Annotated in this window: 13 protein-coding genes and 1 tRNA gene; 5 read left to right on the top strand and 9 right to left on the bottom strand. The window is 58.7% G+C overall.

The window, feature by feature from the left end:
* A partial coding sequence (locus tag K0F88_RS32180; protein WP_257605152.1) for an Mpo1-like protein occupies positions 1–249 on the top strand: 249 nt, incomplete at its 5' end.
* A gap of 100 nt (positions 250–349) precedes the next feature.
* On the opposite strand, the gene K0F88_RS00280 is transcribed toward K0F88_RS32180, so the two are convergent.
* The 6 genes from K0F88_RS00280 to dibA form a co-directional block, all read right to left on the bottom strand.
* On the bottom strand, positions 350–1339 hold the full coding sequence (locus K0F88_RS00280; RefSeq protein WP_219093164.1) for a sulfate/molybdate ABC transporter ATP-binding protein: 990 nt from the start codon (positions 1337–1339) through the stop codon (positions 350–352).
* A gap of 3 nt (positions 1340–1342) precedes the next feature.
* The gene (gene cysW / locus K0F88_RS00275; RefSeq protein ID WP_150702616.1) at positions 1343–2212 is read right to left on the bottom strand and encodes a sulfate ABC transporter permease subunit CysW; all 870 of its coding nucleotides are present in this window, start codon (positions 2210–2212) and stop codon (positions 1343–1345) included.
* 12 nt (positions 2213–2224) lie between these two features.
* A complete protein-coding gene (cysT, locus tag K0F88_RS00270) occupies positions 2225–3043 on the bottom strand; it encodes a sulfate ABC transporter permease subunit CysT (RefSeq protein ID WP_007899634.1) in 819 nt (272 codons plus the stop codon).
* A gap of 69 nt (positions 3044–3112) precedes the next feature.
* Positions 3113–4126 carry a sulfate ABC transporter substrate-binding protein gene (locus K0F88_RS00265; protein ID WP_219093162.1) on the bottom strand — a complete coding sequence of 338 codons (1014 nt, stop codon included), beginning with the start codon at positions 4124–4126 and terminating at the stop codon, positions 3113–3115.
* A gap of 71 nt (positions 4127–4197) precedes the next feature.
* Entirely contained in the window at positions 4198–4380 is a 183-nt protein-coding gene (gene oscA, locus K0F88_RS00260) for a sulfur starvation response protein OscA (RefSeq protein ID WP_219093160.1), read from the bottom strand.
* Positions 4381–4527: 147 nt separating this feature from the next.
* A complete protein-coding gene (dibA, locus tag K0F88_RS00255) occupies positions 4528–6447 on the bottom strand; it encodes a phosphodiesterase DibA (RefSeq protein ID WP_219093158.1) in 1920 nt (639 codons plus the stop codon).
* A gap of 146 nt (positions 6448–6593) precedes the next feature.
* On the opposite strand from dibA, the gene desA reads away from it, so the two are divergent.
* Positions 6594–7778 (top strand): delta-9 fatty acid desaturase DesA, encoded by a 1185-nt coding sequence (gene desA, locus K0F88_RS00250; RefSeq protein ID WP_219093156.1) that lies wholly within the window; start codon positions 6594–6596, stop codon positions 7776–7778.
* Between the two features lie 268 nt (positions 7779–8046).
* On the top strand, positions 8047–9036 hold the full coding sequence (locus K0F88_RS00245) for a sensor domain-containing diguanylate cyclase (protein ID WP_094469704.1): 990 nt from the start codon (positions 8047–8049) through the stop codon (positions 9034–9036).
* Positions 9037–9097: 61 nt separating this feature from the next.
* Here the strand turns inward: K0F88_RS00245 and K0F88_RS00240 are convergent, their stop codons facing one another.
* The 3 genes from K0F88_RS00240 to gabD all read right to left on the bottom strand — a co-directional run bounded on the left by K0F88_RS00240 (position 9098) and on the right by gabD (position 13357).
* Complete coding sequence (locus K0F88_RS00240) at positions 9098–10312, bottom strand: HDOD domain-containing protein (RefSeq protein ID WP_219093153.1); 1215 nt, start codon at positions 10310–10312, stop codon at positions 9098–9100.
* A gap of 139 nt (positions 10313–10451) precedes the next feature.
* The gene (gene gabT, locus K0F88_RS00235) at positions 10452–11729 is read right to left on the bottom strand and encodes a 4-aminobutyrate--2-oxoglutarate transaminase (protein ID WP_219093151.1); all 1278 of its coding nucleotides are present in this window, start codon (positions 11727–11729) and stop codon (positions 10452–10454) included.
* 185 nt (positions 11730–11914) lie between these two features.
* Positions 11915–13357 carry an NADP-dependent succinate-semialdehyde dehydrogenase gene (gene gabD / locus K0F88_RS00230; RefSeq protein ID WP_010464868.1) on the bottom strand — a complete coding sequence of 481 codons (1443 nt, stop codon included), beginning with the start codon at positions 13355–13357 and terminating at the stop codon, positions 11915–11917.
* 349 nt (positions 13358–13706) lie between these two features.
* On the opposite strand from gabD, the gene K0F88_RS00225 reads away from it, so the two are divergent.
* Both K0F88_RS00225 and K0F88_RS00220 read left to right on the top strand, forming a co-directional pair.
* Positions 13707–13783, top strand: a tRNA-Arg gene (locus K0F88_RS00225).
* A gap of 167 nt (positions 13784–13950) precedes the next feature.
* The gene (locus K0F88_RS00220; protein ID WP_219093149.1) at positions 13951–15186 is read left to right on the top strand and encodes a tyrosine-type recombinase/integrase; all 1236 of its coding nucleotides are present in this window, start codon (positions 13951–13953) and stop codon (positions 15184–15186) included.
* Positions 15187–15380: the final 194 nt, after the last annotated feature.

The following is a 15380-nucleotide window of genomic DNA, read 5'->3' as shown; positions in this document are numbered from 1 at the left end:
CAAAGTACGCTGGTATGGTTGGCGAGCGGGATCGGGATGTTTGTGGTGGGCTGGGCGATTCAGTTTGTCGGTCATCACTATGAAGGGCGCAAACCGGCGTTTGTCGATGATGTGACGGGATTGATTGTCGGGCCGTTGTTTGTGGTGGTTGAACTGGCGCTTTTGCTGGGGATGCGGCGGGATTTGAAAGAGCAGATCGAGGCGCGGGTGGGTGGGGTGCGGGTTAATCCGAAGCGTGCTGCTGCGTAGGACGCCATCGCGGGCAAGCCCGCTCCCACAGAATCGAGATTGAACACAAAATCTGTCGCCAACCCGGAAACCTGTGGGAGCGGGCTTGCCCGCGATGCATTTAGAGGCTGGCGAGTTTCTGCCAGACCTTCGGTTTGAAGAACAATGTCTCGCCCTTCGCCAGGCCGATCAGGCTGTCGTGATCCTTCACCACTTCAGCTTCGATCAACTCGCTCTGGCCTTCGACCTTCAACGTCACCCGAGTCGTCGCGCCCAACGGACGGATATCCCGCACTTCCGCCGCGTGATGATCTTCCAGCTCATGCCGCGACAACGACACTTCGTGCGGGCGGAACAGCACGTGTTTGTCTTCACCCAGATGCAGACGGTTCGAATCGCCGAGGAAGTGATAAACGAAATCGCTGGCCGGGTTTTCGTAGACGTCGCCCGGTGAGCCGATCTGTTCGATCACGCCTTTGTTCATCACCACGATACGGTCGGCGACTTCCATGGCCTCTTCCTGGTCGTGGGTCACGAACACCGAGGTCAGGTTGATGTCTTCGTGCAGCCGAGCGAGCCAGCGACGCAGCTCTTTACGGACCTTGGCGTCGAGCGCACCGAACGGTTCGTCGAGCAGCAGGACTTTCGGCTCGACCGCCAAGGCACGGGCCAACGCGATGCGCTGACGCTGACCACCGGAGAGTTGTTCCGGGTAGCGATCCGACAACCAATCCAGTTGCACCATGTTCAGCAGTTCGTGGACTTTCACCGCGATCTGGCTTTCGCTCGGGCGCTGGTTTTTCGGTTTCATGCGCAGGCCGAACGCGACGTTGTCGAACACCGTCATGTGGCGGAACAGCGCGTAGTGCTGGAACACGAAGCCGACGTTGCGATCACGCACGTCATGGCCGGAAACGTCCTCACCGTGGAACACGATGCTGCCCTTATCAGGCGTTTCCAGGCCGGCGATGATCCGCAACAGCGTGGTTTTACCGCAACCCGACGGGCCGAGCAGGGCCACGAGCTCGCCGCTTTGAATGTCCAGGCTGATGTTGTCCAGCGCCTTGAACGCATTGAAATTCTTGCTGACGTTACGCACTTCGATCGACATGAATTATTCCTCCGCGGCGCTGGCGCGCAGGCGGTTAATACGGTTTTCGCTCCACTGCTTCAGCAGCAGGATGAAGAGCGCCATGATCAGCAACAGGCTCGCCACAGCGAACGCGGCCACGTGGTTGTATTCGTTGTAGAGGATCTCGACGTGCAGCGGCAGGGTGTTGGTCACCCCGCGAATGTGCCCGGAAACCACCGACACCGCACCGAACTCACCCATCGCCCGCGCGGTACAAAGCACCACGCCGTAGATCAGGCCCCATTTGATATTGGGAACGGTAACGTGCCAGAACATCTGCCAGCCATTGGCCCCGAGCAAGCGCGCGGCCTCTTCTTCCTGCGTGCCTTGTTCCTGCATCAGCGGGATCAGCTCACGCGCCACGAACGGCACGGTGACGAAGATCGTCGCCAACACGATGCCCGGCAAGGCGAAGACGATCTGGATGTCGTGATCCTGCAACCACGGCCCGAACAGGCCCTGGGCGCCAAACATCAGCACGTAGACCAGACCGGCAATGACCGGCGACACCGAGAACGGCAGGTCGATCAGCGTGACCAGCATACTTTTGCCGCGGAACGAGTACTTGCTCACGCACCATGCAGCGCTGACACCGAACACCAGGTTCAGCGGCACTGAAATCAGCACGGCGATCACCGTGAGCTTCAGGGCCGACAACGCGTCGGGTTCGAAGATCGCGGTGAAGAACGCACCGATTCCGAGTTTCAGGCCCTGAGACACCACGATCACCAGCGGCAGCAACAGGAACAGGGCGAACACCAGCCAGCCAAGGCCGATCAGGATTCGCCGCGATGAAGCACTGCCACGGCGGGCGGCGTTCGAGGAAGCAGCAGCAATAGACGATTGGGACATTTCTGCGCCTCCTTATGGGGTTTCGATGCGCCGCTGCAGCAAGTTGATCAGCAGCAACAGGACGAAGGAAACCACCAGCATCAGTACACCAATGGACGTGGCGCCGGTGTAATCGTATTGGTCGAGCTTGACCATGATCAGCAGCGGCAGGATCTCGGTTTTCATCGGCATGTTGCCGGCGATGAAAATCACCGAACCGTACTCGCCGACCCCGCGGGCAAAGGCCAACGCGAAACCGGTCAGCCAGGCTGGCAGCAGCGCTGGCACCAGAATATGGCGGAAAACCTGTAGCGGTTTTGCACCCAGGCACGCCGCCGCTTCTTCCACTTCACGCGGGATATCAGCCAATACTGGCTGTACGGTACGTACTACGAATGGAAGCGTCACAAAAGTGAGGGCAAGGGTGATGCCGAGGGGGGTATACGCGATCTTGAAACCCAGGTCCGCTGCAAACTGACCCACCCAACCATTGGGCGCGTATAGCGCAGTCAGCGCGATACCGGCCACGGCGGTGGGCAATGCGAACGGCAGGTCGATCATCGCATCGATGACTTTGCGTCCAGGGAAGGTATAGCGCACCAGCACCCAGGCCAGCAGCGTGCCGATGATGCCGTTGATGATCGCGGCATAGAGCGCGGTGCCGAAGCTCAGCTTCAGCGCCGCGAGCACCCGTGGCGCCGAGATAATCGCCCAGAACTGATCCCAGGTAAGTTGGGCGGCATGCACGAACATCGCCGCCAGTGGAATGAGCACAATCAGGCTGAGGTACACCAAGGTGTAGCCCAGCGTCAGCCCGAAGCCGGGTATGACGGGGGAGATACGACGCGACATAAAAGTCCTTGGTTGAGAACGCGCAAAGCCCCGAATGTAAATCCGGGGCTCGTTGATGGCTATTTAAAATTACTGCGCCTGATAGATCTGGTCGAACACACCGCCATCATTGAAGAATTTCGGTTGAGCGGTTTTCCAGCCGCCGAAGTCCTTGTCGATGGTCACCAGGTCCAGGGTCGGGAACTGCTTGCTGTACTTGGCTGCCACATCCTTGTCACGTGGACGATAGAAGTTTTTCGCCGCAATTTCCTGGCCGGCCGGGCTGTACAGGTGCTTGAGGTACGCCTCGGCGATCTCGGTGTTACCCTTTTTCTCGGCGTTTTTGTCGACCACTGCCACCGGTGGCTCAGCAAGAATCGACAACGAAGGCACGACGATTTCGAACTTGTCCGCGCCGCCGTCTTCTTTCAGCGCCAGGAAGGCTTCGTTTTCCCAGGCCAGCAACACGTCGCCCTGACCGTTGTTGACGAAGGTGATGGTCGAACCGCGAGCGCCGGTGTCCAGGACCGGAACATGTTTGAACAGGGTCTGCACGTATTCCTTGGCTTTGGCTTCATCACCGCCGTTGGCTTTCAGGCCGTAGGCCCAGGCCGCGAGGAAGTTCCAGCGCGCACCGCCGGAGGTTTTCGGGTTTGGGGTGATGACCGACACATCGTTTTTGACCAGATCGCCCCAGTCCTTGATGCCTTTAGGGTTGCCCTTGCGTACCAGGAACACGATGGTCGAGGTGTAAGGCGTGCTCGCTTCCGGCAGACGCTTCTGCCAGTCGGCCGGCAGGGTCTTGCCGAGCTTGGCGATTTCGTCGATGTCACCGGCCAGGGCCAGGGTTACCACGTCGGCGCGCAGACCGTCGATCACGGCGCGGCCTTGTTTGCCGGAACCACCGTGGGACTGCTGGATTTTCACGTTATCGCCAGCGTGGTCCTTCTTCCAGAAGTTGACGAACTCGGCGTTGTAATCCTGATACAGCTCGCGAGTCGGGTCATACGACACGTTGAGCAACTCGTAATCCTTGGCAACCGCGGAACCAGCAAAAAGTGCACTGGCCAGGGCGGCCAAAGCGAAATGACGAATCGACGACATGGTGAAAGCTCCTGGAATTCTTGGTGTGTTGGCTTTTTTTATGGTGTGCTGGACGCGGGTTGTCGGTTTGTTTAGCTCGGTTTGGTGCTCGGGTTCTGCAAACGGAATTTTTCTTTGCGTTCGATCTGGACCACCTGAGCGTTGTGCACAGTAATTTCGACTGCGCCAAAACGCAGGTCGCGCAGTGCGCTCTGGATCTCACGCAAGATGGTGGCTTCGTCTTGACCGTCAACGCTACGTAGGGATGCGCTCATGGTGCTGCTCCTTCAACTGAGAGGTTGCCTGGCAGTGGCGGCACTGCTTGCGGCGTGAGAGCAATAGTAGAGACGCGCGGATATTCTTAAAAAGACTATTTAAGAATGTTTATATAACCAAATAAAATTATTTGACGGGGCGCGGGCTTAGCGGATTTCCGGCGTGTGCTTCCAATCCAATTGCTCGGCCGGGACCGGTCGCCCAAACCAGTAGCCCTGCCCCAGATCGCAGTCGTGTTCGAGCAGGAAACGCGCCTGCTCGACCTGCTCGATTCCTTCGGCGTGCACCTGCATCCCCATGCTGCGCGCCAACGCGATAATCACCCGCACGATCGCCGCGTCGTCCTCATCCCACGGCAATCCTGCAACAAAGCCCTGATCGATCTTGAGCTTCTGCACCGGCAAACGCTTGAGCCGCAGCAGCGACGAATAACCCGTGCCGAAATCATCGATGGCCAGCCGCACACCCAACTCGCGCAGTCGGTGCATTTGCTCCAAGGCCACTTCCGGGTCTTCCATTACCGCGCTCTCGGTGACTTCCAGCTCCAGAAACGCTGGATCGAGCCCGGTTTCGTGAAGCACTTTCGCCACTTGCTGAAAGAGCTCACGGCGAGCGAACAGTCGAGACGAGACGTTCACTGCGATAAACGACAACGCCATACCGGCCTGCTGCCACGAGCACATTTGCTGACAAGCCTGGCGCATCACCCACGCATCTATTTCCGCGATCAATCCGGTGCGTTCGGCGATGGGGATGAATTCTGCCGGTGGCACCAGCCCACGTTGCGGATGCTCCCAGCGCACCAGCGCCTCGGCGCCCACCAGGCGACGGGTCCTGAGGTCGTGAACCGGCTGGTAATAAACGCGCAGTTCCTGCTTTTCCAGCGCTCGGCGCAGTTCAACAGCCGTCTCGACCCGGTTCTGGGCATGGGCGGTCAGTTCTTCGGTGTACAGGGCGTAGCCATCGCGACCGGTGCTTTTGGCCTTGAACAGCGCCGAGTCAGCGTTGCGCAATAGCTGTTCGGCGCTCAAGGCATCGCCGGGGAACAGGCTGATACCGATGCTGGTATTGATGAACAGTTGATGCCCGCCGATCAGGAACGGCTCTTTGAGACCCTCAATGATCCGCTGCGCCAGCGCCGCCGCCTGCATCAACTGCGGACAGCTTTCGGCGAGCACCGCGAACTCATCGCCGCCCAGACGCGCCAACGTGAGCTCCGGGCCGAGCATGGCCTGCATACGCTTGGCCACGGCTTTGAGCAGTGCGTCACCGATCGTGTGCCCGAGGCTGTCGTTGATCATCTTGAAATGATCCAGATCGATCATCAGTAGCGCACAGCCACGCTTGTGCAGTTGCGCCGAGGTCAGTGCCTGCTCGGTCCGGTCGGTGAACAGCAAGCGGTTAGGCAAGTCCGTCAACGGGTCGTGATGAGCCAGGTGCTTGAGTTCGTGTTCGGAGTTCTTGATTGCGCTGATGTCGGAAAACACCGCGACGTAGTGGCTGAGCTGGCCCCGATCGTCGTGAATGACGCGGATCGTCTGCCATTGCGGGTAGATCTCGCCGCTTTTCCGGCGATTCCAGATTTCCCCGCTCCACTCACCGAGGCTCTTGAGTGTCGCGAACATCGTCTGGTAAAAATCCGCGGCGTGATGGCCCGACTTGAACAGGCTCGGTCGCTGCCCCAACACTTCCGCCTGCGAGTAACCGGTGATTTCCATGAACGCCCGGTTAACGTGGACGATCAACCCGTTGCTGTCGGTGACCAGCACACCTTCACGCGTGCAATCGAACACCGCCGCCGCCTGACGCAAACGCTCGCGGTCGTCATGCCGCTCACGCAATGTGTTGCCAATTCCCAGGCAACGGAGCAATCGCGCTCGGGCGATGAAAATCAACCCGGCGCTCAGCAGGATCCAGGCATAACCGTTGATCAGTTGCCACCGCACCAGCTCGTCGGAGCTATCGAAGAAACTGTTCAATAAATAGCCGCTGAGCTGCAGCCAGACGATGGAAAGCAACAGATAAAGCAGCGCTGCACGCAACGCGTCGCGATAGGTGGCAGACATTAGCCGTCCTTGTCCCTGCGAAAAGGATGGGATTATAGGTTAAAGAAACATCCAGCCACTCTTATCTGAAAGGGTGACTGGTTTTATCTGTGGGCTTAGTGATAATGCAACGGCTGTTTTTTTCTTTATCGAGGGCCCTATAGCCTATGTGGTACGAAGGTTTTCTCGGCTTGTCACCCTGGTCACTGGTGGCAGTCACCCTGCTGATGACCCACGTGACGATCATCGGCGTCACGGTCTATCTGCACCGTTATTCAGCCCATCGCTCGCTTGAGCTCAATGCTGGCCTGAAACATTTCTTCCGCTTCTGGCTGTGGCTGACCACGGCGCAGAACACCCGCGAGTGGACCGCTATCCACCGCAAGCATCACGCCAAATGCGAAACCGTCGATGACCCGCACAGCCCGGTCATCAAGGGCCTGTCCACCGTTCTGCGCAAAGGTGCCGAGCTGTACCGCGCCGAAGCGGAAAACCCGGAGACCCTGCGCATCTACGGCAAGAACTGCCCTGAAGACTGGATCGAGCGCAACCTCTACAGCCGTTTCCCGCTGTTGGGTGTGGCGATCATGGGCGTCATCGACCTGCTGCTGTTCGGCACCATCGGCATCACCATCTGGGCCATCCAGATGATGTGGATCCCGGTGTGGGCCGCCGGCGTGGTCAATGGCCTGGGCCATGCCATCGGTTACCGCAACTTCGAATGCCGCGACGCGGCCACCAATCTGGTGCCTTGGGGCATCCTGATCGGCGGCGAAGAACTGCACAACAACCATCACACCTACCCTAACTCGGCAAAATTGTCGGTGAAGAAGTGGGAGTTCGATCTCGGTTGGGCCTGGATCCAGGTCTTCAGTTTCTTGCGCCTGGCCAAGGTTCAGCGGGTTGCACCGATCGCCCACCGCGTCGAAGGCAAAGGCAGCCTGGACATGGACACCGCCATGGCGATCCTCAACAACCGCTTCCAGATCATGGCCCAATACCGCAAATTGGTGATCGCGCCACTGGTCAAGCAAGAGCTGGAAAAGGTCGATCACTCGGTCCGTCACCAGTTCCACCGGGCCAAGCGTCTGCTTTCGCGGGAAACCAGCCTGCTGGACGATAAACACCACCTGCGCATCCAGACCATGCTCGAGCACAGCCAGGCGCTGAAGGTAATTTACGAGAAACGCCTGGCCTTGCAGCAGATCTGGGTCAAGACCAGCTCAAATGGCCACGACATGCTGGCTGCCATCAAGGATTGGGTGCACGAAGCGGAAGCCAGCGGGATTCAATCCCTGCGCGACTTCGCCGACCAGCTGAAAACCTACTCCCTGCGCCCGGCCGCTGTCTGACTTGGCGCCACAAGCTTGCCTCTGGAAAGAGGCGTGCCTGTGGCGAGGGAGCTTGCTCCCGCTCGGCTGCGCAGCAACCAGACCTGACGACGCGTTTTAACTGAATAAACGCGTCGCCTATACCGCCCGGCGGGAGCCAGCTCCCTCGCCACCAAGGGCGGGAACCAAACGCCAAATCCCCTATCTCAAAGACACTTCGCCGCCCGGCGGGCTTTGCTGTAGCCGCTTTCGAAACTCGAGCGGCGTACGCCCTTTGAGATTTGTCCCGATGGTCCCCAAAAACCCACAAGACTCATCCCTTCCTCAGCTGCCCGACGCTGCCCAAACGCTGATGGCACTCATGCATGCCCAAGGCGAAGTGGCGCGCCTGAGCGAACGCGAACAGTTGTTCAGCTCCCTGCTGGTGAGCGTTAATGCGGTGCTTTGGGCATTCAATTGGGAAACCCGCCAGGTGCTCTATGTCAGCCCGGCCTATGAACGGATTTTTGGCCGTTCGGCAGGCCTGTTGCTGTCCGACTACAACGAATGGCGCGACAGCATTTTCCCCGATGACCTGGATTACGCCGAGCGCAGCCTGGCCGAAGTCCTGGTCAAAGGTGCCGTTGAAGACCGCGAATACCGCATCATCGCCGCCGGTGGCCAGGTGCGCTGGCTCAGCGACAAATGCTTCATCAACCGCCAGGCCGAGCCGGGCCAACCAGTGATCATCGTCGGCATTGCCGAAGACATCACCGAAAAGAAACGAATGGAGGCCGAGCTGCAGCGCCTGGCGACCACCGACGTGCTGACGCAAAGCAGCAATCGCCGACACTTCTTCGAATGCGCCCAGCGCGAGTTTGCCCAGGCGCGCAAGCAAGGTGCACCAATGGCGTTCCTGTTACTGGACATCGATCATTTCAAAGTGGTCAACGACACCTACGGTCATCAAGCGGGCGACAACGTACTGCAACGAATCGCCGAAAGCGGTCGTGCCGCATTACGCCGGGGAGATGTATTCGGGCGGATCGGGGGTGAGGAATTCGCAGCGGTGTTCCCCGGTTGCGCACCGGACATGGCCATGCAAGTTGCCGAGCGCCTGCAACGGCAGATTCAGCAATTGAGCTTCAGTCATGACGACCAGACGTTCGGCATCACCGTCAGCCAGGGCTTGACCAGCCTGACTGCTGAGGACGATTCCCTCGACAGCATGTTCGCCCGCGCGGATGCCGCGATGTATGAAGCCAAGCGCCAGGGCAAAAACCGCATCATTTCCGTGTAATAAATCCAACACAAAACCTGTGGGAGCGGGCTTGCCCGCTCCCACAGGTTTTGTGTGAAGTTTACTTTTTGCGCAAACGCATCAATTCCGGCAAGCCGATCTTGAGCAACCGCGCCGTCCGGCTTTTGGCCAATTCCTCAATGCCCTCATGCTCGGTCAGGCGCGCCAGTTGCGCGGCCATGTTCATCACCAGCGCTTCGCGAGAGTAAACCCCGCCACCGAGCTGGTAGGCCGCTGCGATCAACTCTCGCAACTCCAGCGGCAGCCGCCAGCGAGTCCGCAGCGCCGAACCGTAGGCTGCGCCGAACTCGGCCAAGGCATTACCCACCTCCTCCCGTTCATCCAGCTCGCCACCGGCCTGTTTCCATTCCTGCAAACACAGCAGCAACGCAAGGTCGCCGAGGCAATGCAGCATGCCCGCGCAATAACAGCGCTCCTGATTCAGATCCAGCAACCGCGCCAGCGTGCGCGCGTATTCGGCGGTGTGCAGCGACAAGTCCCAGAAGCGCTCGGCATAGTCCGCCAGGAACGGATCGCTGAGCCGGGCACTGCGCTTGAGCGCCAACCCCAGGATCAGGTTCATGCTTTGCGCGGAGCCCAGCCGGTGCAGCGCCTGGGCCAGTGTCTGGACCGAATCGCCAACATGCAGTGCTGCGCTGTTAGACGCCGCGATCAGCACGGCGGTGATGTGCGGGTCGGTGCGGATTTCCTCTTCCAGCCGCACCAGGTCAAGTCCGCGGGTATTCAGGCTGGCGTTGACCGCCACCTGCACATCGGCCATCAGCGGCGCACCCTCCGCCAGTTCACGACGGCGCTCCAGGTACACCGACAAGGTCATGCCGGCCGCCAGCGTCGGCATTGCACAGTAAACCTCTTCACCGGCGTTCAGCAGCAGATCCTGCAGACGCTGGGTCAGGCTTTCCATGTTCAGGGGTTTGGTCAGGTATGCCGTGGGCGCCAAGGGCAAGGCCTCGCGCACGCTGGCACTGTCATTGCGGCTGCTCATCAGAATGAAAGGCAGCGGCGGATTGCGTTTGCGCTGACGGACGTGGCGCAAGACATTCAGGCCATCGATGCCAGGCAATGCCCAGTCAACGATCACCAGGTCGTAAGGGTGTTCCGCCAACAGTTCCAGCGCCTGCTGGCCATCGGCACACAAATCCAGCCGTGCGTCGCACCGCACACTCAACAACACTTGCTTGAGCAGGTCCCGAGACCAAGGGTCAGCCTCGGCAATCAGCACACGGGGTACAGCGGGTAAATCCACAGCAGTCATCTACACACTCCCTTTGCGATGCTTGTACCTTAGTCAATGCGGGTCATTTGGAATGGTGCGACTTGTCTTCGGGGACAAAAAAACCCGCCGAAGCGGGTTTTTTGTCTATCAGCTCACACATTCATCTGAGCATCTTAGATCAGAGTTCCGAGAAGCACTCTTCGATGATTGCCAGACCTTGGTCCAATTGCTCATCCGGCGAGGTCAGCGGTACCAGGACGCGCAGAACGTTGCCGTAAGTGCCGCAGGACAGCAGGATCAGACCCTTGTCGCGAGCCTTGGCCACCACCGATGCCACCGCGGCAGCGTTCGGCTTGTGGCTGTCACCGTCGACGAACAGCTCGACCGCGATCATCGCGCCCAGGGCACGGACTTCGCCGATCACCGGGTATTTGGCCTGGATGGCTTTGAGGCCAGTCACCAGACGCTCGCCGACTGCCTTGCAGCGGTCCAGCAGGTGCTCTTCTTCGAACACTTCCATCACGGCCAGGGCCGCGGCGCACGCAATCGGGCTACCGGCGTAGGTGCCGCCCAGGCCGCCTGGAGCAATGGCGTCCATGTATTCAGCCTTGCCGCACACACCGGCCAACGGGAAGCCGCCAGCGATGGATTTGGCGAAAGTGGTCAGGTCGGCAGAAACGCCCATCTGTTCCATGGCGAAGAAGGTGCCGGTACGGCCAGCGCCGGTTTGTACTTCGTCGGCGATCAGCAGGATGCCGTGCTGGTCGCACAGGGCACGCAGACGCTTCATGAACTCTTTAGGCGCGACGTAGAAACCACCTTCGCCCTGAACCGGCTCGATGATGATGGCTGCGATGTCACGCGGCTCGGCGTCGTTCTTGAAGATGCGTTCGATGCTGGCGATCGAGTCGTCGACGCTCACACCGTGCAGTTCGTTCGGGTACAGCGCGCGGAAGATGCCGCCTGGCATCAGGCCCATGCCGGCCGAGTAAGGCACGACTTTACCGGTCAGGCCCAGGGTCATCATGGTGCGACCGTGGTAAGCGCCGGTGAACGCGATCACGCCGGCACGGCCAGTGGCGGCACGGGCGATCTTCACGGCGTTTTCAACGGCTTCGGAACCGGTGGTCACCAGCAGGGTTTTCTTGGCGAAATCACCTGGCACCTTGGCGTTGATTTTTTCGCACAGTTCTACGTAAGGTTCGTAGGCCAGCACCTGGAAGCAGGTGTGGGTCAGCTTGTTCAGCTGCGCGGTCACGGCGGCGATGATTTTCGGGTGCACGTGGCCGGTGTTCAGCACGGCGATACCGCCGGCGAAGTCGATGAACTCGCGACCTTCAACGTCGGTCACTGTGGCGTTCTTCGCGGACTCGGCGAAGATCGGGTGAATCTGGCCAACACCGCGTGGTACAGCGGCTTCGCGGCGTTTCATCAGGGATGCGTTAGTCTTGCTCATAAAGTCCTCATTCACCGCTCATCGGGCGGCGTGGTTCAAGGAAAATGCGGCGGGGAGGCAACTACGGCAGCATGCGATGATCGACTGCCACAGCTTTCCCGGCCACAGAGAAAATTCCGTTTGAAGCGCAGAAAGGGACAGCGCTCTCGTGCCCTTCCCGCTTATTGCATTCCCGCCTGCCGAGCTTAGATGCCCAGGCAGAGGTATTTGATTTCCAGGTAATCTTCGATGCCGTACTTGGAGCCTTCACGGCCCAGGCCCGACGCCTTGATGCCGCCGAACGGCGCGACTTCGTTGGAGATCAACCCGGTGTTGACGCCGACCATGCCGTATTCCAGGGCTTCGGCCACACGGAACACACGACCCAGGTCGCGAGCATAGAAGTACGAGGCCAGGCCGAACTCGGTGTCGTTGGACATTGCGATCACTTCGGCTTCGTCTTTGAAGCGGAACAGCGGCGCCAATGGACCGAAGGTTTCTTCCTTGGCCACGGCAGCGTTCTTCGGCACGTTGGTCAGGATGGTCGGCTCGAAGAAGTTGCCTTCCATGACCTTGCCACCGGCCAGAACGGTTGCGCCTTTGCTGATCGCGTCAGCAATGTGCTCTTGAACCTTGGCCACGGCTTTTTCGTCGATCAGCGGGCCAGTGGTGGTGCCTTCTTCCAGACCGTTACCGATCTTGAGTTTGGCCACGGCCACTTTCAGCTTCTCGGCGAACGCGTCGTAGACCGAATCCTGAATGTACAGACGGTTGGCGCAGACGCAGGTCTGGCCGTTGTTGCGGTACTTGGAAATGATCGCGCCTTCGACGGCCTTATCCAGGTCCGCGTCGTCGAACACGATGAACGGCGCGTTGCCGCCCAGTTCCAGGGACACTTTCTTGATGTCCTTGGCGCATTCAGCCATCAACTGACGACCGATTTCGGTCGAGCCAGTGAAAGACAATTTACGCACGATCGGGTTGCTGGTCAGCTCGCTGCCGATGTCGCCGGCGCTGCCGGTCACCACGCTGAACACACCGGCAGGAATGCCGGCACGCTGGGCCAGTTCAGCCAACGCGAAAGCGGAGAACGGAGTCTGCGAAGCAGGCTTGAGCACCATGGTGCAACCGGCGGCCAGGGCCGGGCCGGCTTTACGGGTGATCATCGCGGCCGGGAAGTTCCACGGGGTGATGGCAGCGGTCACGCCAATCGGCTGCTTGATCACGATCAGGCGCTTGTCTGGCTGGTGGCCCGGAATCACGTCACCGTAGATGCGCTTGGCTTCTTCGGCGAACCACTCGATAAAGGAAGCGGCGTAAACAATTTCGCCCTTGGCTTCGGCCAATGGCTTGCCCTGTTCCAGGGTCATCAGGCGAGCCAGGTCGTCCTGGTTTTCGATGATCAGTTCGAACCAGCGACGCAGCTTGTTCGCGCGGTCCTTGGCGGTCAGTGCACGCCAGGCCGGCAGCGCTTTGTCAGCGGCTTCGATTGCACGGCGGGTTTCGGCAGCGCCCATTTTCGGCACAGTGCCCAGAATTTCGCCCGTTGCCGGGTTGTTGACCTTGATCGTCAGACCATTGTCCGCATCAACCCAAGCGCCATCGATAAAGGCTTGCTGGCGGAACAACTGGGTGTCTTTAAGCTGCATGTCGGCTTTCCTTAACAGCACCGCGGCCAGCGCGGAGCGAATTATGATTGTAGAAAGGCGCCTTGTAGGCTGCCGTCAGGGAAATCATTCACCGGGCTGAAGCACATAAATAGCGCACTGTTCGAAACTCGTGCGGTTCAGCACCCAGACAAGAGCGTTTGAAATCTCGAACGAATCCTAGGATCAATGCCGGGAAAGGACAATAGGGCGTTCGAAAAAAAGAACGAAAACGGCGCATTTGCCTATTTTTTCTGATCAACGTAGCAAACGGTTGTTACGGTTGCTAAAACCGCAGTCGATTCAGCAGCATGGACGCCCGCAGTGCATATGAGTATCATGGCGCCCGCTTGCACCAGTAGCTCAGCTGGATAGAGTACTGCCCTCCGAAGGCAGGGGTCGTGGGTTCGAATCCCGCCTGGTGCACCATATAGCAGTCTAGACCTGTCTCAGACAGTCTACGAAACCCCCCAAGAAGCCCGCCCTGTGCGGGCTTTCTTGTTTCTGGCTATCCCTCCCTGTCTACCCCTATAACTTCACGCCGTGTATGCCCACGTGTATGCTTTGAGATTCATTGAACTGGAGGCATACACGCAGTGAAGCGTACTGAAATCAAACGCCGCCCACTGGCCGACACTACTCTTGCAGGCTTGGAGCCAGAGAGTGCTACGTACCGGGAGCAAGACGGCAACGGCTTGTATTTTCGGGTCAAGGCAAATGGGCAGAAGTCGTGGGAGTTGCGCTACAAAAAACCAGATGGGAAATGGTCCTGGCTGGGCCTAGGCGGTTACCCCGAAATCAGTGGTTCGCTAGCCAGGCAGAAGGCGGCGCAACTGCGAGATGACGCATCGACGGGTAAAAACCCTTTAGTCAGTAAGCAGGCTCGCAAGATTGCTGACCGGGTGGCTGCCAACAACACTTTCGAAGCATTAGGACGCGAATGGTTTGAGGCTAGGCGCTCAAGCTGGGAAGCCGGCACGTCCCGTCGAGTACTTGGTGCCCTGGAGCTTCACGTATTCCCCGTTTTCGGCAAACGCATCTACACAGAAATACTGCCCCTTGAATGGATGGAGTTTCTGCGCGGCATGGAGCAGAAAGGGATCATTGAGCAAATGGGCAGAGTTCGGGCTTTCTGCAAAGAGATCTATGACTTGGCACGCGTGACGGGCCGAGCGATCCACAACCCCCTTGAAGGTCTCAATAAATTTCTACAGACACGCAGTGCTGAAAATTATGCACACGTATCTATAGAAGAGTTGCCTGCATTGCTTCGTGCTATCAACTCTTACCCTCATGCGAAGGATGTCCGTCTTGGGCTTCGTTTGCTTGCTCTGTTAGCGGCACGCCCGAGCGAGATTAGAGAAGCACGCTGGTCAGAAATCGACCTCAACAAAAAGCTCTGGACGATTCCAGCAGAGCGAATGAAGCGTCGTCGCGAGCATGTAGTGCCCCTATCTCGCCAGGCCATTGAAGTGATAACGGAGCTGCGCACGCTGACAGGGGCATACCCCCTTCTCTTCCCTGGAAGAAAAGATCGAACCATCCCCCGTAGCAATACCGTCTTTCTGATGGCGCTACGCAGACTGGGATACGCGGGCCGGCAAACAGGCCATGGTTTCCGCCATATCGCGAGCACGATCCTTAATGAACAGGGCTTTGATGAGAACCACATTGAGGCCCAGCTTTCGCATGTCAAAGAAGGAATTGCAGGGGTGTACAACAAGGCAGTGTATTTGCCACAGCGCAAAGTCATGATGCAGTGGTATGCAGACCATCTTGACGAACTGGTGCAAGGCAACATTGTCCAGGGTCAGTTTGGAAAGGCAGTCTAATACCCCTCAAATATCGGTGTGACAGGTGTTTCGCGTGTAACACCGCTCATCATCATGTTGATTTATAAGGCTTTATTCCGTGTAACACGCGATCAGCTTTTTGTTGATGGTAGGTGTTACAGGTAGAAAGTGTGTAACACATGATTAGAGCCAATCGCATGCTGGTGGCGACTAAAATGGTTGGAAATCGCCGA

Source organism: Pseudomonas sp. UMAB-40 (genome assembly GCF_900095275.1).
GTDB lineage: Bacteria > Pseudomonadota > Gammaproteobacteria > Pseudomonadales > Pseudomonadaceae > Aquipseudomonas > Aquipseudomonas mandelii_B.
The sequence above is the reverse complement of the archived record's forward strand: the minus strand, read 5'-3'. Positions and strand labels throughout refer to the sequence as shown.